At 51.8% G+C, this 21,896-nt stretch carries 26 protein-coding genes and 1 riboswitch; of the genes, 5 read left to right on the top strand and 21 right to left on the bottom strand.

Features of this window, described 5'->3' with window-relative positions; translation table 11 throughout:
• Positions 1 to 674: 674 nt before the first annotated feature.
• The 3 genes from KJS57_RS18675 to KJS57_RS18665 all read right to left on the bottom strand — a co-directional run bounded on the left by KJS57_RS18675 (position 675) and on the right by KJS57_RS18665 (position 1,821).
• Positions 675 to 1,031 carry a hypothetical protein gene (locus KJS57_RS18675; protein WP_213655943.1) on the bottom strand — a complete coding sequence of 119 codons (357 nt, stop codon included), beginning with the start codon at positions 1,029 to 1,031 and terminating at the stop codon, positions 675 to 677.
• The gene (locus KJS57_RS18670; protein ID WP_213655942.1) at positions 1,024 to 1,212 is read right to left on the bottom strand and encodes a hypothetical protein; all 189 of its coding nucleotides are present in this window, start codon (positions 1,210 to 1,212) and stop codon (positions 1,024 to 1,026) included. Before KJS57_RS18670 ends, KJS57_RS18675 begins: the two co-directional genes overlap by 8 nt.
• Before the next feature lie 93 nt (positions 1,213 to 1,305).
• Positions 1,306 to 1,821: a hypothetical protein gene (locus KJS57_RS18665; RefSeq protein WP_213655941.1), complete on the bottom strand. Its 516-nt coding sequence runs from the start codon at positions 1,819 to 1,821 to the stop codon at positions 1,306 to 1,308.
• Between the two features lie 151 nt (positions 1,822 to 1,972).
• On the opposite strand from KJS57_RS18665, the gene KJS57_RS18660 reads away from it, so the two are divergent.
• Positions 1,973 to 2,224, top strand: a complete 252-nt coding sequence (locus KJS57_RS18660) for an XRE family transcriptional regulator (RefSeq protein ID WP_213655940.1) — start codon at positions 1,973 to 1,975, stop codon at positions 2,222 to 2,224.
• Positions 2,225 to 2,465: 241 nt separating this feature from the next.
• On the opposite strand, the gene KJS57_RS18655 is transcribed toward KJS57_RS18660, so the two are convergent.
• The 4 genes from KJS57_RS18655 to KJS57_RS18640 all read right to left on the bottom strand — a co-directional run bounded on the left by KJS57_RS18655 (position 2,466) and on the right by KJS57_RS18640 (position 4,852).
• A complete protein-coding gene (locus KJS57_RS18655; protein ID WP_213655939.1) occupies positions 2,466 to 2,780 on the bottom strand; it encodes a hypothetical protein in 315 nt (104 codons plus the stop codon).
• A 47-nt stretch (positions 2,781 to 2,827) separates the two neighbouring features.
• Positions 2,828 to 3,121 carry a hypothetical protein gene (locus KJS57_RS18650; protein ID WP_213655938.1) on the bottom strand — a complete coding sequence of 98 codons (294 nt, stop codon included), beginning with the start codon at positions 3,119 to 3,121 and terminating at the stop codon, positions 2,828 to 2,830.
• Positions 3,122 to 3,240: 119 nt separating this feature from the next.
• Complete coding sequence (locus KJS57_RS18645) at positions 3,241 to 4,269, bottom strand: tyrosine-type recombinase/integrase (RefSeq protein WP_213655937.1); 1,029 nt, start codon at positions 4,267 to 4,269, stop codon at positions 3,241 to 3,243.
• 226 nt (positions 4,270 to 4,495) lie between these two features.
• Complete coding sequence (locus KJS57_RS18640) at positions 4,496 to 4,852, bottom strand: HesB/IscA family protein (protein WP_213655936.1); 357 nt, start codon at positions 4,850 to 4,852, stop codon at positions 4,496 to 4,498.
• Positions 4,853 to 5,053: 201 nt separating this feature from the next.
• Here KJS57_RS18640 and mqnE point away from each other — a divergent pair, with 201 nt between their 5' ends.
• Complete coding sequence (gene mqnE / locus KJS57_RS18635; protein ID WP_211026028.1) at positions 5,054 to 6,160, top strand: aminofutalosine synthase MqnE; 1,107 nt, start codon at positions 5,054 to 5,056, stop codon at positions 6,158 to 6,160.
• A 48-nt stretch (positions 6,161 to 6,208) separates the two neighbouring features.
• Positions 6,209 to 7,276 (top strand): NAD(P)/FAD-dependent oxidoreductase, encoded by a 1,068-nt coding sequence (locus KJS57_RS18630; protein ID WP_213655935.1) that lies wholly within the window; start codon positions 6,209 to 6,211, stop codon positions 7,274 to 7,276.
• Between the two features lie 23 nt (positions 7,277 to 7,299).
• Here KJS57_RS18630 and KJS57_RS18625 read toward each other — a convergent pair whose 3' ends face one another.
• On the bottom strand, positions 7,300 to 7,527 hold the full coding sequence (locus tag KJS57_RS18625; protein WP_373316843.1) for a YuzB family protein: 228 nt from the start codon (positions 7,525 to 7,527) through the stop codon (positions 7,300 to 7,302).
• Between the two features lie 95 nt (positions 7,528 to 7,622).
• On the opposite strand from KJS57_RS18625, the gene KJS57_RS18620 reads away from it, so the two are divergent.
• A complete protein-coding gene (locus tag KJS57_RS18620) occupies positions 7,623 to 7,868 on the top strand; it encodes a NifU family protein (RefSeq protein ID WP_211026008.1) in 246 nt (81 codons plus the stop codon).
• 78 nt (positions 7,869 to 7,946) lie between these two features.
• Here the strand turns inward: KJS57_RS18620 and KJS57_RS18615 are convergent, their stop codons facing one another.
• The 7 genes from KJS57_RS18615 to KJS57_RS18585 form a co-directional block, all read right to left on the bottom strand.
• On the bottom strand, positions 7,947 to 8,720 hold the full coding sequence (locus KJS57_RS18615) for an SDR family oxidoreductase (RefSeq protein WP_213655934.1): 774 nt from the start codon (positions 8,718 to 8,720) through the stop codon (positions 7,947 to 7,949).
• Between the two features lie 179 nt (positions 8,721 to 8,899).
• Positions 8,900 to 9,763, bottom strand: a complete 864-nt coding sequence (locus tag KJS57_RS18610) for a MetQ/NlpA family ABC transporter substrate-binding protein (protein WP_211026004.1) — start codon at positions 9,761 to 9,763, stop codon at positions 8,900 to 8,902.
• A 56-nt stretch (positions 9,764 to 9,819) separates the two neighbouring features.
• Positions 9,820 to 10,488 carry a methionine ABC transporter permease gene (locus KJS57_RS18605; protein ID WP_213655933.1) on the bottom strand — a complete coding sequence of 223 codons (669 nt, stop codon included), beginning with the start codon at positions 10,486 to 10,488 and terminating at the stop codon, positions 9,820 to 9,822.
• Entirely contained in the window at positions 10,488 to 11,513 is a 1,026-nt protein-coding gene (locus tag KJS57_RS18600; protein ID WP_213655932.1) for a methionine ABC transporter ATP-binding protein, read from the bottom strand. The genes KJS57_RS18605 and KJS57_RS18600 overlap by 1 nt, the downstream gene beginning before the upstream one ends.
• A gap of 100 nt (positions 11,514 to 11,613) precedes the next feature.
• A riboswitch (SAM riboswitch) is annotated at positions 11,614 to 11,773 on the bottom strand.
• Between the two features lie 94 nt (positions 11,774 to 11,867).
• Positions 11,868 to 12,584 carry a Cthe_2314 family HEPN domain-containing protein gene (locus KJS57_RS18595; protein WP_213655931.1) on the bottom strand — a complete coding sequence of 239 codons (717 nt, stop codon included), beginning with the start codon at positions 12,582 to 12,584 and terminating at the stop codon, positions 11,868 to 11,870.
• A 97-nt stretch (positions 12,585 to 12,681) separates the two neighbouring features.
• On the bottom strand, positions 12,682 to 13,626 hold the full coding sequence (locus KJS57_RS18590) for a COX15/CtaA family protein (protein ID WP_211025995.1): 945 nt from the start codon (positions 13,624 to 13,626) through the stop codon (positions 12,682 to 12,684).
• A 212-nt stretch (positions 13,627 to 13,838) separates the two neighbouring features.
• Complete coding sequence (locus KJS57_RS18585; RefSeq protein ID WP_211025993.1) at positions 13,839 to 14,204, bottom strand: thioredoxin family protein; 366 nt, start codon at positions 14,202 to 14,204, stop codon at positions 13,839 to 13,841.
• Between the two features lie 152 nt (positions 14,205 to 14,356).
• Here KJS57_RS18585 and KJS57_RS18580 point away from each other — a divergent pair, with 152 nt between their 5' ends.
• On the top strand, positions 14,357 to 15,799 hold the full coding sequence (locus KJS57_RS18580; protein ID WP_213655930.1) for a DUF2515 family protein: 1,443 nt from the start codon (positions 14,357 to 14,359) through the stop codon (positions 15,797 to 15,799).
• Between the two features lie 31 nt (positions 15,800 to 15,830).
• Here KJS57_RS18580 and KJS57_RS18575 read toward each other — a convergent pair whose 3' ends face one another.
• From KJS57_RS18575 to KJS57_RS18550, 6 genes are all read right to left on the bottom strand, one after another.
• Positions 15,831 to 17,480 carry a putative polysaccharide biosynthesis protein gene (locus KJS57_RS18575; protein WP_213655929.1) on the bottom strand — a complete coding sequence of 550 codons (1,650 nt, stop codon included), beginning with the start codon at positions 17,478 to 17,480 and terminating at the stop codon, positions 15,831 to 15,833.
• Positions 17,481 to 17,496: 16 nt separating this feature from the next.
• Positions 17,497 to 17,979: a DUF456 domain-containing protein gene (locus KJS57_RS18570; RefSeq protein ID WP_213655994.1), complete on the bottom strand. Its 483-nt coding sequence runs from the start codon at positions 17,977 to 17,979 to the stop codon at positions 17,497 to 17,499.
• 10 nt (positions 17,980 to 17,989) lie between these two features.
• Positions 17,990 to 18,748 (bottom strand): Cof-type HAD-IIB family hydrolase, encoded by a 759-nt coding sequence (locus KJS57_RS18565; protein WP_211025987.1) that lies wholly within the window; start codon positions 18,746 to 18,748, stop codon positions 17,990 to 17,992.
• Positions 18,749 to 19,269: 521 nt separating this feature from the next.
• Positions 19,270 to 20,151, bottom strand: coding sequence for a metal ABC transporter permease (locus tag KJS57_RS18560; RefSeq protein WP_213655928.1), 882 nt, complete (start codon positions 20,149 to 20,151; stop codon positions 19,270 to 19,272).
• The gene (locus KJS57_RS18555; protein ID WP_213655927.1) at positions 20,151 to 21,125 is read right to left on the bottom strand and encodes a metal ABC transporter permease; all 975 of its coding nucleotides are present in this window, start codon (positions 21,123 to 21,125) and stop codon (positions 20,151 to 20,153) included. The genes KJS57_RS18560 and KJS57_RS18555 overlap by 1 nt, the downstream gene beginning before the upstream one ends.
• 5 nt (positions 21,126 to 21,130) lie before the next feature.
• Entirely contained in the window at positions 21,131 to 21,889 is a 759-nt protein-coding gene (locus KJS57_RS18550; RefSeq protein ID WP_213655926.1) for a metal ABC transporter ATP-binding protein, read from the bottom strand.
• Between the last annotated feature and the right edge of the window lie 7 nt (positions 21,890 to 21,896).

Genomic DNA, 21,896 nt, shown 5'->3' with positions numbered 1-21,896 from the left:
ACGGGCTGCCCACTATATTTCGCACATGTTTCGTCCAATTTATCCACCTTGGTTCCCTACTTATAGAAACGACGGTCGCGAGACTTTCGTACACTCTGCCGCTATCCATAAAGACGACGCCCGCCCATTCCCCGCACAACGTTCGGAAAATTTCGCACCTACGATAATATAGAAAGTCAGCGCGCGATCTCTCACACTTTCTCGTAAAATATTTTCGTCGGATATGGTATTATTTCCGTGGGATTTTCTCCCCGCACACTTTTCGCAAAAATAAATAATAAAATTCTGAAACCATTTCAAAACACGAACGTACATTCTCGTATAAAACAAAAACGGAAAAGGCGTGCCCGAGCGGAATCATCCGCCACCCTCTCCGTTCCTTATCAAATAATCGCGGCTTTCACGTTCCGGAGTTGCCGCTCCGAGCCGCAGGAATTTACGTACCCGGTCGATAATTGGCGTTACCGACCGGAAGGTTGTCCGATAGTTTGGCGCCTATCAGACGTTTGAAGCGTCCCGCAAGGCGATGTATCAGCGTTTGGAGCCACGGATACTACGGGTTAGACCTGGGAAGGCTTGGCCGCCGTGTTACCGCACAGCGACCGGTATTACAGCGCGCGTCCTCTCCCCTTTCGGTGTTGCAGCACCTTAAACTAGGTTCATCGAGGGCGCAATCAGACGTAAATAGCATGATCGCCGGGCGTCCGCACTAACTGGCGCATGTAATCGAGCGCAGACATACTCCGCAACTTGCCGACGATCTCCGCGATCACAGCGATCGGTTCGCGCTCCTCATCGTGAATGAAATCTACGCTGTTGGAGAGCGGATTAACAGCGTATAGGGAGTCGAGTAGTCTATTCGCAAGCGTAAAGTAAACCGCCTCCCCTTCCGCATACATTACGTAGGCCGGACCGCTGTCAGATGGCCCATCGACCAGATAGCCGTTTATAATCTCGTAATCGTGCGTACTATCGTAGGGGCCGCGGACGAGCGCGACCTCCGTCATAACTGCAAAAGTGATATTACCCATTAATAACGCCCCTTTCGGCGAGGATTTGGCGGGCGATCGCGGATTTATAGGCGTATAGCCGCTTATAACGGAGAGCCGGCGGTCTTGTAGCGGACTGGCCGCGAAGAAAGTCATATCGGGCCCGTCCGTATTGGTTCGCCTTACGCGTGAAAAACGCGATTCGATCCGGGACGGGCTTCACGATGCGACCTCCTTCACGAAGATAGCCAGCGCCCATATTAACGCGCGGAGAAACGTCTTGAACTTACGTTTATTGATTCGCGGATTAACGGATTTATGCCGGTAATAGTTCGGAGTGTATGCGGTCATTAGCGATCACCTCCTCGTTTACTATAAATCCGATAGCTGCGGCCTCCGAGAGCGTTAGTGAGATCGACCCTAGAACGCTTTTCGCGGAAATCCCGGTAATCTGGCGGAAATGGTCAGCCCCGGCGGATAGCTCCTGCCGCAATTCCAATAAATTGACGACATAGCGACCGGAAAACGGATCGTAGACATAACGCGCTTGGAACGTTGTCGGCTCCGGTTCCATTACGGCAGGCATTTCGCGGAAACAATTCGGCTTAGTTGGGACCGTCAGGCCTAGCGCTTCGACTTGTTCGGCCGTCGCGTCTACGGAGTCCCCCGCCCATTTACGGTTAAGCCGCGGAAAGATCGCGTAAAATATCGAGGGATGAACGGTGATCTGCTGCGCGTTTCTGCCGCCGCCGAGCGTTGCGTTGATGAGCTTCGTGCGGCAGTTCTTGTAATATCCGAGGGAATAGAGCGGAACGAGAATGATTTTTTTCATAAATGAAACCTCCGTTATACTTATTTCGTATTACTCTTTGAGTAACACTATACTACTCGCTGAGTAGTACGTCAATAGTACATACGAAAAAAGTTTTACGGCGCCTGTTTTACGCGATATAATTGAGTTATCTATTGAAAGGGGCGTTAGCATGAAAGGAATTAAATTTAAACTGTCAGACACTCTTGACGAACTACGGACGACACGCAATCGCATCGCAGTTGAATCCAAAACGCGCCCGGCGACCATTCTTGACCTAGCTGCGGGGGAGACAAAAACAGTCAAGCTTGAAACACTGGTGAATATACTCGACGCGTTAAACGAAATTGCTCGCGAGGAAGGAATTAAGCGCGTAATTGTAATAGACGACATTATCGAATACATACCGGCCGCCGACCGTTGAGGTTGCGGCTTTTTTATCGTGCGTTTACCGCTATATTTACGGCGGATTAGCGATCTTGGGCGCGGAGGAGTATAAACGGGAGGGGGAACGTAGTTGAGGCGTTATTTTGACGCAAATAAAAACGCCAGCCTAACGGAGAGGCTCCGCATATGCTGGCGTTTAATTTTACGTAAATTCCGCAGGTTCGCTTCAACTTGCGGTCGAAAGCGGCGCGAATACAAGAATGAGGCGGGAGACTGGCCTAGTATTGGCCCGTCCTCTGTTTCAATCCTTCAATAAACTCTAACTCTACCAGCTTTTGAAGATCGATATTTTGACTGTCTGAAAGGTCGATCAAGGCTATTCCAACAAGTTCAAAATCATAACCATCAATATTGACCTTCCAAGTGTCGAGAGCTTGTTTTGTTTTCTCTACACTAGCGGCAATTCCTTGAGACTTTAATCTATCCACAAGGCTATGAATTGTTTCCTCAACTACCGTCAGCTTTGCCTTAGCAACACTTCTTTCGCCGTTAGCAACTCTAAGTATCGATTCCACTTTATCTTCAAAACTCATATAGCACCATCCTTCACTTTAAAATAGAATATATGAAAACTATACCATTACCTACGGGACACAGGACATTCCCACCCGCGCATCAAATATTCGCGAATGAAATCTTTTAAATCTTCCGGGTCGTTTGATTCCAGGTATACCGGTTCAAGATGAACCCAACATTCTTCATTCTCGTAATTTATAACCACATTAACTACCTCGTACTCCGAAGGACCTCGGAAAGCAATATCCTTAATCTTAAATCCAACACTGGGAATCGGCTGAGCCGCGAATGATTTAATAAGCTGACGCCCCGTTTGACCGTCTCCCGTAGTAACTGACTGCGAAAGATGAATGTCCATCGTATCCCCTCCAAATTACCTAAATCATACCATCCCATAAACGAAAAAAGAACCCCTCGACATAGCCTCTACGTTTGATTACGCAAAGACCCGCCGAGGGGTTCCGTTATAGGCGTGAATTAATACCGTTTCTTTATAAACCGAGTAGTAGGCGAAAACTCGTCGTGACTCCTGCGCAAATCGCTTGTATCCATCTGGACATAGCGCCGCATCGTCCGCATATCGGCCCAACCGCCCATTTTCTGGATGGTGAAGGGGTCGCAGCCGTTAAGGACCATAGCGCGAGCCCATGTATGCCGGTAAACGTGCGCTGTCATCTTCTTTCCGGATATACCCGCTTTCGCCCCGTAATATTTAAGTCGCTTATTGAAGTTATTCGCGTTTACGGGCTCACCGAACGATGACATAAAGATGCGATCCGTCGAAAAGAACTGTTTATTCTCTTCGATAAGCTGCAGCAATAGTTTCGCAACGTGTGCCGAAATCGGTACCATGCGCGGCTTCCGGTTCTTGTTCATTTCGCCAGACAGAACGATAAAGCGCGTTTGAAAGTCGATATCACCGGCGCGAAGCCCGAGTAATTCCGAGACCCTGCAACCACTGTCAAGAAGTGTCACGATCCCCACGTAATCCCGAAAGCCTACGAAGTCCCGGCGGTTCGGCTGCGCTAGTATCGCCTTTACTTCATCGTCCGTCAGGCAATTAGTAAGGTCGACATCCTGGCGCAATAGCTTCACTTTCGCGAAAGGATTGTCCTCGATGAGTTCGTCACGCTCCAACTGATTGAATATTGCTTTCAACGTCCGAAGCCGAATATTTACGGACGTATCCGACAAGCCGACATCCTCAGTCTTTATGTTCCTATGTCCGTCGTATCGGATATGATCGTATTTCATATACGTGATATGATCCCGAATAATCTGCGGACTAATCTCGTCGACATATTCAATATCCGGATGCGCCTTTTTCACCCAATCCGTAAAATACCCGTAGTTTTTCGCATAATCAATTAGTGTTCGTTCGCGCAGCCCCTCCGCCTTTTTAGCAGCGACCGCGAAATCTAACGCCTGCTCAAACGTAATCCGCGGAAACTCTTGAATCGTGCGCGCTCCGTTAGGTACGCGTCTTTCCCGTTTCTTTAACGGCATAATAAAACGACCTCCATCGCGTGTATTTACGCAATAGAGGCCGTGATCCACAACCCACAAACGGCGTTTTAAGGGTTGTTAATGTACATGATTCGGGATTGATAACGCTCAATTTTCCGCTGTTATCCGCAATCCCAAACGTCCGTTCGCGTGGTGGCTTCCGTATCGGCTTTCGTTCAGATCACCGGAACAGAAAACCGTGAAAGCCGCGCTGTGTCTGCGTTAATCAGTCGCAAACTTCCGGACGGCCCTCTTCGTTACGCATACGGAACGATTGACCGCAGCCACAAGAAGCGATGGCGTTCGGGTTGTTGATCGTAAAGCCGCCGGACATGCCCGACTCCTGGAAGTCAATTTCAAGCCCGTTCAGATAACGGACGCTCTCCTTGTCGACCACGACCTTAATACCTTTAATATCCTGGTAAATGTCGCCTTCGCCTTCCTGATCATCAAGTCCCATGCTATATGAAAAGCCGCTGCAACCGCCGGGATTCACTCCGAGACGGAGAAACATATCAGGCGTTTCCTCTCCGGCAATCATTTCCTTAATCCGTTGTACAGCACTTTCAGAGATTTCAATCATCGTTACCCCTCCTTTATATACAAAGTATACTCCACATCCTCGTTCCCCTCAAGCGAGTGTGATTTTTATAGCAGCGTCTTTCTTTTACGCCTGTTCCATGTGTTGTCCCTTTTCAAAACGGGGTTTATAATAGGAAAGTGGTTTAATATGCCTGTAATGATGGATCCGGATGGATCCTCCAAAGGAAACGGAGGTATCGTCATGTTCACGACCGCAACAACGAACATCGATAGAAGAATGGCTGAAATTGTTGAGAAAGTAAAGCAAGGGGAACGCTTGACCCTCGAGGACGGGGTATACTTATATGAGAGCGACGATTTGTTGACCATTGGACAGTTAGCCAATGAGGTCAATTTAAGAAAGAATGGGAAAAAAGTTTACTTTATCGAAAACATGAGTCTCTACTTCACCAATATTTGCGAATCGCATTGCGCGTTCTGCAATTTCCGCAAAGACCAGGGCGAAGAAGGCTCTTATACCTTATCCGGCGAAGAAATGATCGCCTACGTGGAGCAGCATATTACTCCGGGCGTACGCGAATTCCATATCGTGGGCGGACATAACCAGCACGTTCCGTTCCAATACTATGTAGACTCTCTGAAGGCGCTCAACGATCGTTTCCCCGACATTACGCTCAAAGCGTATACGGCGGCGGAAATCGAATTTTTCACACGGATCAGCGGGCTTAGCACGAAGGAAGTCCTAACGGAACTGCAAAAAGCCGGGCTGAAATCCTTGACCGGAGGCGGCGCGGAGATCTTGTCCGACCAGTACCGGGAAAAAATGAAAGTGGAAAAAGCGAACGTGGACCAGTATCTGGATGTCCATCGCACAGCCCATAAGCTGGGGATGAAGACGCATACGACCATGCTCTACGGCTCGATCGAGTCTCATGAGGACCGGATCCGCCACATGATCCAGATTCGCGAGCTTCAGGACGAAACCGGCGGGTTCATGGTATTCATTCCGTTGTCGATGCAGCCGCGCAACAAAAATGCGGGGATCATGCGCCGGAACTCAGCATACGAGGATCTCAAGACGATCGCGATCAGCCGGTTGATGCTGGACAATATTCAGCATATCAAAGCTTACTTTATCAACATCGGGGTCCAGTTGACCCAGGTAGCTCTGACCTTCGGCGCTTCCGATGTGCATGGCACGATTTTGAAAGAGCAGATCAGCCACGCCGCGGGCGCACTGACGCCGGACGGATTAACCCGGAAAGAGCTAGTGTGGCTGGTTAAAGGGGCCGGACGGATTCCGGTCGAGCGCGACACCTTCTATAACGAAGTCCAGGTATATGAATAAAGCATAGCGGGCTCCCAAAGCAGCCCCTGCAGAAAGGAATACGAGGAGATGAAACAATTCGTTATTCTGGGTGGAGGCTATGGCGGAACCACCATCATTCATGAACTTTTTAAAGGACATATTCCTACGGATATTCAAATTACACTGATCGACCGGATGCCGTTTCAAAGCCTGAAGACCGAATACTACGCTTTAGCCGCGGGCACGGCGTCCGATCACGAGCTAAGGGTCCCTTTTCCTCATTATCATGGACTAAATATCAAGTATGGCGAGGCCGTCTCCGTCGATCTGGAGAATCGGAGAATTCATTTCGCGGAAGAGGGGGAACCCCCTCTGGAATACGATCAACTTGTCATTGCTTTGGGCTGTACCGATAATTATCACAATATTCCAGGGGCGAAGGAATTCTCCTGCAGCATCCAATCGTTCTCGGCGGTACGCGAAACTTATATGAAGCTGAACAATGCCAAGCCTAACAGCAAAATCAACATTGTCGGCGGAGGACTCAGCGGCGTCGAGATTGCCGCCGAGCTCCGGGAGAGCCGTCCCGATTTGGACATAGCGCTCATCGACCGCGGATCTCGCCTGCTATCGGCTTTCCCGCCGAAAGTGTCCACCTATGTTACGAAATGGTTCCACGAACACGATGTGGAGACGCTGTCCCATATCTCGATTCACTCCCTAGAGCCGGGAGTTATCCATCATGAGAACGGGAATCTGCTTTCGGATGTCACCGTATGGACGGCGGGAATCCGGCCGGTGGACCTTGTACAAAACCTGAACGTTGCCAAAGACCGTCAAGGGCGCGTGCTTCTCGATGAGTATTATCAAATCCCGGATTACCCGGAAGTTTTCGTCTGCGGAGATTGTGCCAGCCTGCCTTTTGCACCGAGCGCTCAGGCTGCCGAAGGCCAGGGGCACCAAATTGCGCATATTGTGTCCGCACAGTGGCGCGGCGAAACACCGAAGCTCCAACCTATCAAACTCAAGGGAACCCTAGGCTCCCTCGGCAAAAAAGCCGGATTCGGCTTAATGGGCAAAGCCCAGGTTACCGGCAGGGTACCCCGCTTGCTAAAGAGCGGTGTGCTGTGGATGTCGAAGCACCATCTTGGATAAGCCGGAGTGAAATCATAACAGGGCTATTCTAACGCCTCAATCTCCTTGATGAGTTTCAGAATAGTCTCATACAATTGTTCGGCGGTTTCGGCCGCCACCGTTTCTCCATTGACCAACGCGTAGGGAGACATGTAGCACATGCCGCAGCCCGTAAGGCAGCCGTACTCGATAACTTCACAGCCGTGCTGTTCTTTTAGTCGGTTCAATATCGTATCGGTTCCAAACCCGGCATTGTTTGCACAAAATTCAATAATTGGTTTCAGGCCGTATCTCTCCCGTCAGTGAAGCATTTAAATTTAAAGGTTTTTGTAATATAATATATAGGAAAGGAAAGGAGTTGAAAACAATGAGTGAAAACGTACAAGATAAATTGTATGACGAGGTGCTGGAAGTTTTGGACAAACTTCGTCCCTTCCTGCAACGTGACGGCGGCGACGTCGAATTGGTCGACGTGGAAGACGGAATCGTCAAATTGAGATTGATGGGTGCCTGCGGCAGCTGCCCAAGCTCCACCATCACCCTCAAAGCCGGTATCGAACGCGCACTGTTTGAAGAAGTAGAAGGCGTTCAAGAGGTCGTACAAGTATTTTAAGATATACATCAGCACAAATAACACGGTCCTCCGGCATCGCCGGAAGGCCGTGTTTTTATTTAGTAGATCTACCGATAGTTAAGAGGGCTTGACCCATGGACGAATCGGATCGAGTCCCCCGGAAATGTCCATGATGTTACCGGTAATAAAGTCGGAATCCGTATGACAGAGGAACGAAATCACGCGGGCGATGTCTTCCCCGCTCCCCGGACGGCCCAAAGGCGTTTCTCCGTCGGATAGCTCGCGCGCTTCAGCGATGGAAATCTCTTTGTTCCGGCCGCGTATATCTCCCGGGCATACCATATTCACAGTTATTCCGTAAGAGGCCTCTTCCACCGCCAAGGTTTTCGTAAAAGAGACAAGCCCGGTTTTGGCTGCGGCATACACCGCGCGATGCGGCCAAGCCCGGGATTCCGACGCATGGCCGAACCCGAAATGAATGATCCGTCCCCAGCCTTTGTCCCGCATCCCCGGAAGGACCAGATGATCCAGCAGCATCGTGCCGACCAGGTTGCCGTCAATCATCGCCAGAATATCTCCCTGACTGTAGTCGGTGAACAACCTGCGCTCCCGGATGAACGGCCCTGCATTGTTCACAAGGATATCGATCGTCCCTAGGCTATCCTGGACTTGACTTGCGAGCGTCTCAATTTCTTCCCGCCGAGAAATATCTGCCCGGACGGCGATGCACCGGACACCGAGCTTTTCAATTTCGGATTGAAGAGCGCGCGCTTCCGATTCACTATGTACATAATTCAGTGCGATATGACAGCCTTGTTCCGCCAGCGTCAACGCGGTTTTTTTGCCCAAGCCTTTGGCGCTTCCCGTAATCAGGGCGACTTTTCCCACCAACGTCCTTCTCCTCCTCACCAGTACCTTCTTTTCAAGTATAAAAGATTTAAGACATTCTCACAAACGGGTTTCCGGTGAAGGGCAACGACGTCCTCCGGGACAGTTCAGGTATATAAACAAATATCCCGCTGCATCTAAGCAGCGGGATGGTCAGGCGTTTAAGGCTAATTAGTCATTTATTAAAATGCCGGTACCAAAGCACCTTTGTAGGTATCCTGGATAAATGTCTTAACCTCTTCGGAAGTCAACGCTTTAGCCAGCTTTTGGATCGCTTCGGAATCTTTGTTGTCCGGACGGGATACCAAAATGTTGGTGTATGGCGAATCAGCATCCTCGATGAACAGCGCATCTTCAACCGGGTTGAGGTCGGCTTCAAGCGCATAGTTCGTATTGATCAGCGCCAGGTCCACTTCTTCCAATTGACGAGGAAGCATTGCAGCATCAGCTTCGATGAATTTCAGGTTTTTCGGATTTTCGGTAACATCCGCTTTAGTAGCCATGATTCCTGCATCTTCTTTAAGCTTGATCAGACCTTGTTTTTCAAGCAGCAGCAGAGCGCGTCCGCCGTTCGTTGCATCGTTCGGGATCGCTACTTTCGCGCCGTCAGCAATTTCGTCAGCCGATTTCAGCTTCTTGGAGTATGCACCCATCGGTTCTACGTGCACGCCGACAACGGATACCAGATCAAATTTGTTTTGAGCGTTTTGCTCGTCAAGGTATGGCTGATGTTGGAAATAGTTTGCATCCAGTTGTTTTTCGAATACTTGAACGTTCGGCTGTACATAGTCCGTAAATTCTCTGACTTCCAGCTCTACGCCCTCTTCCTTCAGCTTCGGAGCAATAAACTTGAGAATATCCGCATGCGGTACGGTTGCGCCAACGACCAGTTTAACCGGTTCGGTTGCAGCCGGAGTATTCGCGGCGTCGTTCCCTGCAGCCGGCGTATTGCCTGCCGCGGAGTTGTCGTTCTTTGCATTGTTGCCGCAAGCGGCGAGTACCAGAACCAAAGCCAGCGTCAATAACGAAAAAGTCCATTTCTTCATAACAGTATGACCTCCTAATAGTTTTTGAATAAGGATTTAATCTATATAAGGTTTCCTTATTTCCTCGTAAAATGAATCACCAGCCGGTCACCAAGCATTTGCAGCACTTGCACCAGGATGACCATGAAAATAACGGAGACAATCATAACTTCCTTCTCGTAGCGGTAATACCCGTAACGAATCGCCAAGTCGCCGAGTCCGCCGCCTCCTACCATACCCGACATCGCGGTGTAAGATACCAGGGTAACTGCGGTAATGGTCATGCCTGCGATTAGGCCGGGCAACGATTCCGGCAGCAGCACCTTGCGGATGACCTGAAAGGTCGTAGCTCCCATCGCGTGCGAAGCTTCAATGACCCCGCGATCCACCTCGCGCAGCGCCGTCTCGACGAGACGGGCAAAGAACGGAGCGGCTCCGATCACGAGCGGCGGAATGGTTCCTTCCACTCCGGAAGATACCCCCATAATCGCCCGGGTAACAGGGATTAGAGCAACGATCAGAATGATGAACGGTACGGAACGGATAATGTTGACGATGAGGGACAGAATCCGATAGACCCACCCAAGAACCGCCGAACTGGAGCGGGAAAAGGTATATAAGAGCACACCCAGCGGCAATCCGATCAGAAACGTGAACAGGGTGGCATAGCCCATCATTTGCAGCGTATCCGTAGAAGCTGTGCCCATTTCGGCCCAGTCGATTTTAGAAAAGTCCAACCCCCACATTACCCGATCACCTCCACATCAAGATCCCGTTCTCTTAACAAAGCAAGCGTCCGCCCCACTTTCTCGTCGTCTCCTTCAAAGGAAACCGTCAGTTTGCCGTACGGCACGTCCTTGATCGTTGAGATCGTCCCCTGCAGAATCGCGAAGTTTACGCCGGTTTCCCGGACCACCTGGGACAACACCGATTCATACGTCTTGGCGCCGAGAAATGTGATCTTCACCAGTCTCGCCCATTCCGGATGAGGCACCGATGCCGCCAGCTTCAAGCCTTCTTCCCCGGCCGAGCCGGCTGCGTCACGGTTGATGAACTCCCGTGTTACGAAATGACGTGGTTTCAGAAATACCTCGGTAACCGGCCCTTCTTCCACGATGCCGCCTTCATGAATGACCGCGACGCGGTCGCAAATGCTCTGGATGACATGCATCTCATGCGTGATCAGCAGAATCGTCAAATTGAATTTCCGATTGATATCAAGCAGCAGCTTCAGAATGGAGTCCGTAGTCTGCGGATCCAGGGCCGACGTAGCTTCGTCGCACAGCAGCACATCCGGATCGCTGGCCAAGGCCCGCGCGATGCCTACCCGCTGCTTCTGTCCGCCGGACAGCTGGGCGGGATACTTGCCTCGATGCTCTTCCAGCCCGACCAGAGCCAGCAGCTCATTCACCTTGGCTTGAATCTGAGCCTTGGGGGTGCCGGTCAGCGTCAGCGGAAACGCAACATTATCATACACCGTAGCCGAAGACAGCAAGTTGAAATGCTGGAATATCATTCCGATCTTCCGGCGGTGCTGTTGCAGCTCCCGCTTGCCCAGCTTGGTGAGATCCGTGCCGCCGACCCAAACCTCGCCCTGGGAAGGTCTCTCCAGCAAATTGATGCAGCGGATGAGCGTACTTTTACCCGCGCCGGAGTGGCCGATCACCCCGAAGATTTCCCCCTTATTGACCTTTAAATTAAGCCCGGATAACGCGGTGGTCATCTTCTTTTTGCTGCCGTATATTTTAGTGAGCTGTTTGAGTTCAATCAAACTTATAGCCTCCTGTTTGCGCAATTTTTCCAAGTAAATCCAATAAAACAGAAAAGAGCCCCACAGATTCAAAGGGCTCTCTTTACGTAAAGACAATGCCTTCTCATCTGTCAAAACCTGCGATGCATGCACAACGCGATTTTGAAGGAATTAGCACCATGACATTCGGGTATCGGCAAGACGGAACCGTAGCTCCCTACCTGATTCGAATCGGTTGCTGGGCTTCATCGGGCCTTTCCCTCCGCCTCTCTCGATAAGAAAAATATGAAATTATTTCTGAAACTAGTTTAGAGTATAGGAGTTTTGCCCTGTTTTGTCAAAGGAAAAAATACGTAGCCCGATCGGAAATATATTCTATCTCCCCGAAACCTTTTTCCAGCGCTGATTTGCATAGGAAAAGGACGCTTCCAGCGTTTCGCAAACCATAAGATAACCTTGTTCCAGATCGTGCAGATGACGGTCCAGATCCTCAAGCTCTATTTTCCCGTGCAATGTCTGATGCCGCTGCCAAAGATCGTCCTTCATTTCCGAATTCATGTAGTGGATCTCCGTATTCCGGCGCTGTCTCAGGAGGGCGAGCGGTTCTTTGTATTTTTCTTTAATGGCAACCAGCCGATCTCCCAGCTCCATATGTACCTTCATGTACCGGAATTGCCGAAGCACCGTGAAGTAAGAGAAATGCGCTTTTACTTTGGAGGTTTTGAGATCAAACAGCTCGTTCAACACCGTACCCAGCTTGTCCAGCGTGGCAAACACGCGAATGAATCCGTCCTTGTAAAAAAATACATATCGCGCATAATCGCCCCGCTCGGCCGGATCCATATCCTGCTCCGAATCGTGGACAACCTTTTTCCGGAAAAAGGAGGCCGCATGCAGACACTGCTCCAATTCATCCAGCGAAGCGATCAGACCAAGCGTCCAAATTTCGAGCTTCCGAAAATCATGGGTCGGGTCTTTATGAAGCTCCGTTTCTTTTTGCAGCAACTTCGTCAATTGTACCATGGCGTCGATAGCGTCCTTCAGCAGACCTTCATTTTCTCTTGGCGGTTCGCCAAGCAAGCTTCGCAGCATATTGTTTCCTCGCTTCCGTCAATGAATCCGGGTATCCGTTCTCCCTGCCTATTGTATAACACTTCCCGAATGTCTCTAAGCTCATTCCTGCACAATGTTATTGAGCACGTCCGTCCTTGTTTCTGCTTAACTGCCAAGTTCTGACGCTCATATAACAAAGTACCCCGAACAAGGCCGCCAAAACAATGATATGGGCAAGAGAGGTAAACAAATACACTTCATAATTGTTCAGCGTGAACACAATACTCGCGCCAGTGAATACCTGCACCAGGATCAGCACGGTAGCCGCTACGCCGAGTGAACGAATTTCCCGGTTCCCCGGATGTTTACGATAGGCAAAATGACCGACCGTGGCTACCAGGATTAACAGCAGCGCAGCCGCAACCCGGTGAATGAAAGCGATGCCGACACCGCCCGAAAGTTCCGGGATGAGTTCCCGGTTACAGAGCGGCCAGCCTGTACAGCCGCCGGCGGAATCGGTATGGCTCACATAGGCGCCGATATATACCACGATGTATGTGTAGGCTGTAGCGAACCAGGTCAAATTACGGAATCCGCGGGAAACATACAGTTTGGTCGGCGCGGGCTGCTTCCCGTTCTCCCTGGCTTCATCTTCGCGAATGCCAAGGACGAGCATCACCGAGCTGGCGAAAGCTATCAGTGAAAAGCCGAAGTGCAGCGCCATAACTGCAGAAGACGTAGGAAATATGACCGCCATCGCGCCCATAACGGCTTGAACCATGACAAATACAAGCGCAAGAAAAGAATAAATCTGCAGATCCCGGCGTTGCTTCCGGTACATCCAAAACGCCACAAAGGCCGCCAATGACAACAAGCCCGCGGCTCCGCTGACTGCCCGGTGCGAGTATTCGATCAAGGAGGCGATCGTGTGGGCCGGTACGAATTTCCCGTGGCACAGAGGCCAATCATTGCCGCAGCCGAGGCCCGATTCGGTCTTGGTAACCACGCTTCCGCCCAGTGTTGCCAAGAACATGACTAAGCAAGAAATATAGCTAAGCCATTTCAATTGCTTCGTATTCAAAATGCTCACCCGCTATATCAGTGTAAGGAGATACAAACATCCATAAATCATAATCATTATACCTGATCGAATAGAGCTAATCATAGAGAAACTGTGACAAAATGTTCACAAATACAAACATCGCCGCCTGTACGAGCCAGGGGCGATGTGATTTTTGTCGTTTGAATAATGTGAAATACGTGCTCAAAAAGTCAGGTTTTCAGCTGGGCCGATTATCCGTCTTTTCGTTCCGGCGTATCGTGTAATGTATGGTAAACATCAAGCGCCTTGTTCAGGAAATCCTCGATCTCCTCGCGCGATTTGCGAAGCTTGTTGACGAAACGGATCAGTTCACGGCCGTCCGCATAAGCGACAAAGCTGGGGATTCCCAAAATGTTCTGTTCCTGGCTAACGTCCCCTACCTTGTCCACGTCCACCTCGATCAATGCTATTCTGTCACCGTATTTCTCTTCAATTTCAGGCATAAACGGATCGATAAATTTGCAGTCTACGCACCAGTCCGCTTTAAAGACCGCTACTACGAGATTGCTGGATTGAATACTTACGTTAAATTCAGCTGCGCTTTGCACCTGTTTCATTAGCTTCATTCCTTTCTGCCTGTAGTTTATGAACTCCTTTACTTAGTCAACCAAAACCCGGAGTGGAAGTCAAATTTTTGGCCATACTTATAATGGATGTTCAAAGTAAAATACGTGATGCATAAAGTCTCTACAAAGAAAGCGGGGATACCATGAAGCAAAGCCCACGTAATCCGGACGGTCCGGCTTCGGCCCCCGGCCTCAAGGATTTTTTGCGGCGGCTGCCTTCCGTGATCGGGGAGGCGGTAAAGGGCAAAGCCGCCGGAATTGCCGAATCCAGCCGGCTGCGCGAAGAGCGGCTTTCCCTCGAATGGAATGAAGCCTCCGCCCGAACGGTGGCGACGGAGCTTGAAGATTTGCTGCGCCGGGGTCCCGCGGCCAGAGCGGCCCGGGAAGATGCCTGGAGTGAGGCGGACCGGGAGCTGGCGGAGGAAATCGCCTTGGCAACCGGCCGGGCGGGGGCAAGCAATATTACCCGCACGGAGGCTTATCTGGCATGTTATCAGGCCTACCCGGAGCTCCATTGGGCGTTCCTAGCCCATATGGTATCCAGAAATGCCGGTTGGAATATGACCGATCTGCGCGGAAGGTTGGCCGATCTCCTGGACGAGAGCGAGAAAAAGGCGTACTACCGCTTTTTGGAGCGCAGCAATGCGCTGATCTTCCAGGACGCCTATCCGCAGCTTCTTCTATATATTAAGAGCCGGGAGCTCGGGTCCAGCCGGTTTCATCTGCTCCCCTATTTCCACGTATCCGAGTTTATGCGCCCATTCTGGGAGCGCTTCTGGATCGACCGGGGGAGCGCGTTGCTGACGGTAGGGCTAATTATCAATGAGCAGAATTATATCGAGAAGCGGGTGATCCGCCATCCTTATTACCAGAAGCATATTACCGACAAGCTGCCCTTCCACCTGAACAGTCTGGCCGGACTGAATCAGGTGGTGTTCCCGCTGCTTGAGGCGGAGCCCGCAGATGCGGGCGGGGAGAAAGCGGCAGGCGGAAGCGGGCAGGGAGCGGGGAATGTCGAGACCGCGGGCGAAGCGGAGAGTGAGAAAGCCGCGGGTGAATCGGGAAGAGAGGATCACGAGGACGGGAGTGATCCCGATGGGATGGAGGGGGGCCGTGCCAGATACGAAGTGCGCCGCCTGGCGGGGCGCGTCGTATCCGACTTCGGCAGCCTCCCGGACCGCATCGCGCTAGGCAAGAGCCTGTACGCGATGCTCATGGGCCTCCGCGCCGTGCGCAGCGGCGCGGAGCGCTTCGCCGCCAGCGTGCCGCACAGCGGCTCGCGCGGCGACTATTGGCCGGAATTGTTCACGGCCAATAGCAAAGAAGCACTGACCTCTGCGATGCAGGGGTCAGTGCTTCTGGAGGGCGAGACGCTGCCGCCGGGCATGCGTCTCTTCAGCCCCAAGCTGCTGGACGCTTGGGGCGACACCCCCTATGAGCCAATCTCCCGGGAGGATTGGCTCAAGGACCACAGCGCGCTGGATGGCATCAGCGCGCCGCAGCCGCCGTATTTGTGCGACATCAGTCGCGAGCATCGCGGCGGCATCCTCAAAGCCGCGCTCGCCCACGATGTCGCGGGCGATTAGGACGGCGGGCAGCCTTAGTACGCGGCCTGCCCTATTTCGCTACGCCCGATTGTCCCGAGCGCTGCAACCGCATCAGCGGGGTCAGCACTTTACGCAATGGCGCCGGGTAACCGGACAGCTCGTCTTTGCGCACGACACGCAGCAGAATCAGCAGGATCGGATATAACCCGACCACGGCAATACCGACGATGGCACAAGTGATGAAGAATGCCACCCGTCCCGGCATCAGCGGCAGAAGAACATTATTAGCCGCTTGGTTCAAGCCGTAGCCTGTCCCTGCCAAAACGGCACAGGTCGCCAGAAACCCAACCCAACGGGTCCCCATCATCGAGAAAGGTACGATTTGCTTCATCACTCTAATGTTAAGGACCGTAATGACGAAGAAACACAGTCCCGTCGATATAATAATGCCGTAGATCCCCCACATTTGGGAAAACACATAGCTAGTAGCAAGCTTGACGGCGATCCCGATGCCCACATACACCATCGAGCGGTTAGCCTTGTTGATCCCGAGCAGAATGGAATTGCTCGTCATCATCGTAATCTGGAAGATGGTCATCACCGTCAATAATCCAACGATGCCGCTCCCTTCCCGGGTACTGAACAATAAGCCATTGACGGAATAGGCCGCAGTTCCGAGCGCCAGGATGATCGGCGCACCGGTCAGCACGGAAATACGCATCGCCAGCGTCACCTGCCGCTGTAAATGCTGGGAATCTCCGCGCGCAAACGCCGCGGAAATGATCGGAACGAGCGACTGGCTGAGCGCAATGGCGAGAATCGGCGGAATCCCGGCAATCATTTGCGCCCGGGTTCCCAGAATCCCTAAAATATTCGTCGCCTCGTGCGAACCCAGCTGTCCGCTGAGAAGCGGCTTCAAGATTGAATTATCGATAAAATTGACGGCAGGTACCGCCAGGGCGGTAAGCACGATCGGAATCGATAACTTGAAAATATCGGCATAAATCCGGCTCAAGGACAGCCGTTTCTCCGGTACATGGCTCCCGTTCACCGCAGCACTGTTGCGGTCGTTCCTTTTCACCCGCATGCTGTAATACAGCATTACGAAGAGCGCGGCTACTCCGCCGATGACCGCCCCGAAAGTGGCCCCGGCCGCTATATTTTGCTCCGAGTACCCCCAATGAAAGAACAGGAACGCCAGAACAATCCCTGTGACGACCCGAACGATCTGCTCAATAACCTGGGAAACGCCCCCCGCGATCATGATGTTTCTTCCCTGCAAATAACCGCGGATCATCGCGATCAACGGAAAAATAAGCAAGGCAGGCGCTAACGCCCGGATGGCCACGACGGATTCGGGCACTTCCGATTTTTGCGCATAGTACGGAGCGAGCAGATACAGCATCACGAACATGATAACCCCGGCAGCTGCGGCGAAGATCAAGGCCGCCTGATACACGCGTCTCGCCTCTTCCGGCCGATTCAGGGCGTGCCGTTCCGACACCATTTTGCTCAATGTACTGGGAATCCCCGCAGTTGCCAGTGTCAACAGCATAAAATAAGCGGCATTCGCCTGCGAATATGCCGCATTCCCGACACTCCCGAGAATATGCTCCAGCGGCACGCGCTGAAACAGCCCGAGTACCCGGGCGATCAACGCGGCACCTGCGAGTATTAATGTTCCTTTGACAAACGATTCCTTGGCATTCTGGTTAGACAAAGAAAATTCCTTCTTTCTAGACGATGATCCAAATGATGAAAACAATAATCATGGCGAGTTGGAGTATCACTTTTACGACGATGCTGCTAAAAAGTCCGACAACGGAGCCAACCCCGACTTTAAAAGCTTTGGCGAGCGACTCCCCCTTGATTAACTCGCCGATCATAGCGCCGAGCAACGGACCGATAATAAGGCCGAAGGCGGGGATCACGAACGGGCCGACGATGATGCCGATCGTGCTGAGCCAAACGGACAGCTTGCTGCCGCCGAACTTTTTGACCCCCCAGGCGCCCACGGCGTAATCCGCCACTAGAAGGACCACGACGATCAGGGTCTGAATAATCCAGAAAAACCAGCCGAACGGTTCAAACGAGAAGAACCAGCCATACACGAAAAAGGCAAAGTATATCGCAAGAACCCCCGGTAAAACGGGATATACCGCTCCCGCCATCCCGATCACAAATAAAGCGATGACCAATATCCAGCCGAGCACAGCTATCACCTAGACCTCACTCTCCCGCCAAAATATAATCGCGGATGATCCGCGCAATGCCGTCATCATTGTTGGAGTCGGTTACCACGTCCGCATTCTCTTTAACCGCAATCTGAGCATTTCCCATCGCCACGCCGAGTCCGGCCGCTTGAATCGCAGCGAGGTCGTTAAGGCTGTCGCCGATAGCTACGGTCTCCGACATCTCGATGCCCAGCAATTTGCAAACGGTACGAATGCCGCTGGCCTTATTGATGCCTGCCGGATTAATCTCGAGGTTATAAGGCGACGAGTTCGTGATTTCTAGTCCGCCCATGTCCTGAAGCTGCAGCATGATCTTGTGGCGAATCTCGTCATCCTCGGTGTGATAACCGAATTTGAGCCATTGATTGCGATCCAGCAATTCCGGCTCCCAGCTGTTCTCGTTGTAGCTTCCTTCCACCGCATAGGCCCAGAACCATACATGATGCTCCTGTGCGATATCATACATCCGGGCAATGATCGTCTTGTCAAACAATTCCCGGTGATAAAGCTCATGAGGCGATCTCCAAACCTCACTGCCGTTGACAGTGATCATGGGCGTTTCAAGGCCGAGTTGGTCTCCAAAAGGAACCGCCTCATTATAGCCTCTGCCGGTAGATAAACAAACGTGTACCCCTGCGGCGGCCGCCTTGTGGATCCACTTCTCCGTTTCGGGTGAAATTTGATGATTATCGGTCAGCAGTGTTCCGTCCATATCGAGCGCCAGTAATTTATACTTCAACAGAAAATCCTCCATTCAGCCCAGTTCGCATATTTGCTTCCTACCTTGTGAATTCATGGGTCTTCGTTAGCATAACGCCATTTTATCATAAACGCCCGAACCCAACAAAGACAGTTACCGCATTCCCCTGTCCCAATATGTGCCTATGGAACTCAGCCATCCTTATTTAGTCAAAATAGAGCCGTTTGAGATTCTTACGAACCCTGGTAACCATATTTCGAGCTAAACGGAACTTTTCTCACCTAAAATTACTCAATAACGCCGTTGGAGTTCCTTAGATCAGGTCGATGGCCATTTTTACGCTAATATGCTCTTTACGATTCGTTAGAAGTTCGCCCATGCCGGAACCGTCCATTTGTGGATCTCCTCTCCGTGCCATTAACAACCGTCCACCAATGATTAACCGCCCCTCCGGTCCTTTCCGACTCAAAAAAGCAGGCTCTCGTCCTTCCGACGAAAGCCTGCCTGAATTCCACTATTTAATTGGATCCGCCATTTCGCATCATTCGCAACAGCCCATCATCTACTTCATCCGTTTAAGCCGATGCCGCCTTTAAGCTCCGGCGTTTTTGGTAACGCGCCACCAGACCGTGCAGCGGTGAAAATACGAAGGCCAAAACGAAAAGGAGTCCGGCGACGGTGATCATGGAGCCTGCAATTGAAGCGTCCAGCCATTTTGCTGCGTAATATCCGCCTGCTGAGCTGACTGCACCGATCAGCACGCTGTAAAGCAGCATAACACTGAGCCGGTCGGTCAGCAGGTAGGCGGTAGATGCCGGAACGATCAGCATCCCGACAACCAGAATAGCGCCCACGCTTTCAAACGAAGCTACCGTCGAGAGCGATACCAGTCCCATAAGCAAGTAGTGGAACAACGCCACAGGAATGCCGACGGCCGCTGCCAGCGCGGGATCGAATGCGCACAGCTTAAACTGTTTATAGAACAACCCGATTACTACAAGGACAAGCAACAATGTCCCGCCCAACAGCCATACGGCAGCCGGTCCCATATCATAACCGTTTATGATCAGCGTATCCCACTGCACATATGCGATTTCTCCGAAGAGGACGCAATCCAGATCCAGATCGATATGAGCCGCGTTCCGGCTAATCAAAATGACTCCGATCGCAAACAGGGCGGTGAATACAATCCCTATAGAAGCGTCGGATTGCAATCCTCCGTTTTGAAGACTCTGGATCAGAAATACCGTAATCAAGCCCAAGACGGCCGCTCCAGCCAGCATTAGAATCGAATCCCTCGAGTTGCTGATTAAAAAGGCGATCGCGATGCCCGGTAAAACGGAGTGGCTGATCGCATCTCCGACCATCGCCATTTTCCGGAGAACGAGAAAGCAGCCCAACACCCCGCAAGTGGCCGCCACCAATGTGCCGGTCAAAATAATCCAAAAGTCAGCCATTAATCACCACTCCTTTCCGCCGCGTGTGCCCTATTGGAGATAACGGCCCGTTCACCATCCATAACCACCGTTTCAAAGCCGCGCCTCACTTCATTCCGCTGGCGTATGCGGCGAAGCAGTTTGGACGCCAGCCCTCTGCCCGGCGCGAAAACGACGGAGACCAGAAATAAAGAGGTTGCCGCCAGCACGGTCACCGGTCCCGTCGGCAAATTCGACAACGTGCCGCTGATCAAGGTACCTGTAACACCGGACAGAGCGCCGAACACGCCAGCCAGGACGATCATCACGCCCAAGGCATAGGTCCAGTAACGTGCGGCTACCGCAGGCGTGATCAGCAGGGCGGCGACAAGTACGACACCGACCGCCTGAATACCAACAACGACGGCTATGACCGTCATCAGGAGCAGCAATTGTTCGAACAGGCCGACCTTGATCCCCATCCCCCTTGCAAAACCGGGATCAAAGCTGACCAGTTTAAATTCCTTGAATAACAGGGTACAGACGGCGATCAAAATCAGAGATACGATACCGACCAGGTATACGTCGGACAACATCATGGAGGCCGCCTGCCCGAACATATACTTATCCAGTCCGCTTTGATTGCCGTTGCCGCTGTGCTGAATTTTGGTCATCATCACGACCCCGATGCCAAAAAATACGGACAGCACAATCCCGAGCGCCGCGTCCTGTTTAATCCGGGAATAGCGGGTGATGGCATGAATTCCGAACGTCGCCAGCATCCCCGAGACGATCGCTCCGAGCATGAAGAGACCGATTGACTTCACCCCGGTGAGCATAAACGCGATACAAATCCCAGGCAGCGCGGCATGAGCCAGCGCGTCGCCGAGAAGGCTTTGTTTGCGCAGGAAGGTAAATGAACCGATGACTCCGCTCCCCAGGCCGAGCAGCAACGAGCCCATCAGAATCCATTGCATATTAGGATCAGTAATCCAATTTATAAATGTTAATAGCATGAGGTCTACACCTTCCCCACTGGGACGGCCGCGAAATCTTGCAGCATGGCGATTCGGCCGCCATAAGTTTTCTGGAGGTGATCCGGCGTAAATATTTCCTTCGTCGGTCCCGCCGCTATCAGTTCTCCGTTCAATAGCAGGACATGATCGAAATACTCCTGGACTGTGGACAGATCGTGGTGGACGACCAGAACGGTTTTTCCTTGCTCTTTAAGCTCATGCAGCAGCTGGATGATCGCCTTTTCTGTAGTAGCGTCTACCCCGGCGAACGGTTCATCCATGAAGTACAGATTGGCGTTTTGAGCCAAAGCTCTAGCCAGAAATACCCGCTGCTGCTGGCCGCCCGACAATTGGCTAATTTGCCGTCCCGCATAGTCGGCCATACCGACTTTGCTCAAGCATTCTAAAGCGATTTCCCGTTCCTTGCTTCCGGGCCGGCGGAACCAGCCCAGATGCCCATAGCGTCCCATCATCACCACATCCAGCGCATTCGTCGGAAAATCCCAATCCACCGATTCCCGCTGCGGCACATACCCTACGCTTTTGCGCATCTCCCGGTAGGGACGGCCGAAAATGCTCACTTCGCCTTCCACTTTAGGGATCAGGCCGAGCACGGCCTTTAACAACGTGGATTTCCCGGCTCCATTCGGTCCGAGCACACCGATCAGCTTTCCGGACGGAATTTGGAACGATACTGAATTCAACACCGGCTTTTTCTGATAAGCCACCGTTAAATGATTCACTTCTAAAGGATAGCTGGCCATTTGTTTT

The sequence above is a fragment of the Paenibacillus vini genome, from assembly GCF_018403325.1.
Classification (GTDB): domain Bacteria; phylum Bacillota; class Bacilli; order Paenibacillales; family Paenibacillaceae; genus Fontibacillus; species Fontibacillus vini.
This window is presented reverse-complemented; position numbering and strand designations above follow the sequence as displayed.

Bases quoted from the DNA above. Each gene is read 5' to 3' on its own strand.
- KJS57_RS18675 (WP_213655943.1), bottom strand. From the start codon at position 1,031: ATGGGTAATATCACTTTTGCAGTTATGACGGAGGTCGCGCTCGTCCGC.
- KJS57_RS18665 (WP_213655941.1), bottom strand. From the start codon at position 1,821: ATGAAAAAAATCATTCTCGTTCCGCTCTATTCCCTCGGATATTACAAG.
- KJS57_RS18660 (WP_213655940.1), top strand. From the start codon at position 1,973: ATGAAAGGAATTAAATTTAAACTGTCAGACACTCTTGACGAACTACGG.
- KJS57_RS18655 (WP_213655939.1), bottom strand. From the start codon at position 2,780: ATGAGTTTTGAAGATAAAGTGGAATCGATACTTAGAGTTGCTAACGGC.
- KJS57_RS18650 (WP_213655938.1), bottom strand. From the start codon at position 3,121: ATGGACATTCATCTTTCGCAGTCAGTTACTACGGGAGACGGTCAAACG.
- KJS57_RS18645 (WP_213655937.1), bottom strand. From the start codon at position 4,269: ATGCCGTTAAAGAAACGGGAAAGACGCGTACCTAACGGAGCGCGCACG.
- KJS57_RS18640 (WP_213655936.1), bottom strand. From the start codon at position 4,852: ATGATTGAAATCTCTGAAAGTGCTGTACAACGGATTAAGGAAATGATT.
- mqnE (WP_211026028.1), top strand. From the start codon at position 5,054: ATGTTCACGACCGCAACAACGAACATCGATAGAAGAATGGCTGAAATT.
- KJS57_RS18630 (WP_213655935.1), top strand. From the start codon at position 6,209: ATGAAACAATTCGTTATTCTGGGTGGAGGCTATGGCGGAACCACCATC.
- KJS57_RS18620 (WP_211026008.1), top strand. From the start codon at position 7,623: ATGAGTGAAAACGTACAAGATAAATTGTATGACGAGGTGCTGGAAGTT.
- KJS57_RS18610 (WP_211026004.1), bottom strand. From the start codon at position 9,763: ATGAAGAAATGGACTTTTTCGTTATTGACGCTGGCTTTGGTTCTGGTA.
- KJS57_RS18605 (WP_213655933.1), bottom strand. From the start codon at position 10,488: ATGTGGGGGTTGGACTTTTCTAAAATCGACTGGGCCGAAATGGGCACA.
- KJS57_RS18595 (WP_213655931.1), bottom strand. From the start codon at position 12,584: ATGCTGCGAAGCTTGCTTGGCGAACCGCCAAGAGAAAATGAAGGTCTG.
- KJS57_RS18585 (WP_211025993.1), bottom strand. From the start codon at position 14,204: ATGAAACAGGTGCAAAGCGCAGCTGAATTTAACGTAAGTATTCAATCC.
- KJS57_RS18580 (WP_213655930.1), top strand. From the start codon at position 14,357: ATGAAGCAAAGCCCACGTAATCCGGACGGTCCGGCTTCGGCCCCCGGC.
- KJS57_RS18565 (WP_211025987.1), bottom strand. From the start codon at position 18,748: ATGGAGGATTTTCTGTTGAAGTATAAATTACTGGCGCTCGATATGGAC.
- KJS57_RS18560 (WP_213655928.1), bottom strand. From the start codon at position 20,151: ATGGCTGACTTTTGGATTATTTTGACCGGCACATTGGTGGCGGCCACT.
- KJS57_RS18555 (WP_213655927.1), bottom strand. From the start codon at position 21,125: ATGCTATTAACATTTATAAATTGGATTACTGATCCTAATATGCAATGG.
- KJS57_RS18550 (WP_213655926.1), bottom strand. From the start codon at position 21,889: ATGGCCAGCTATCCTTTAGAAGTGAATCATTTAACGGTGGCTTATCAG.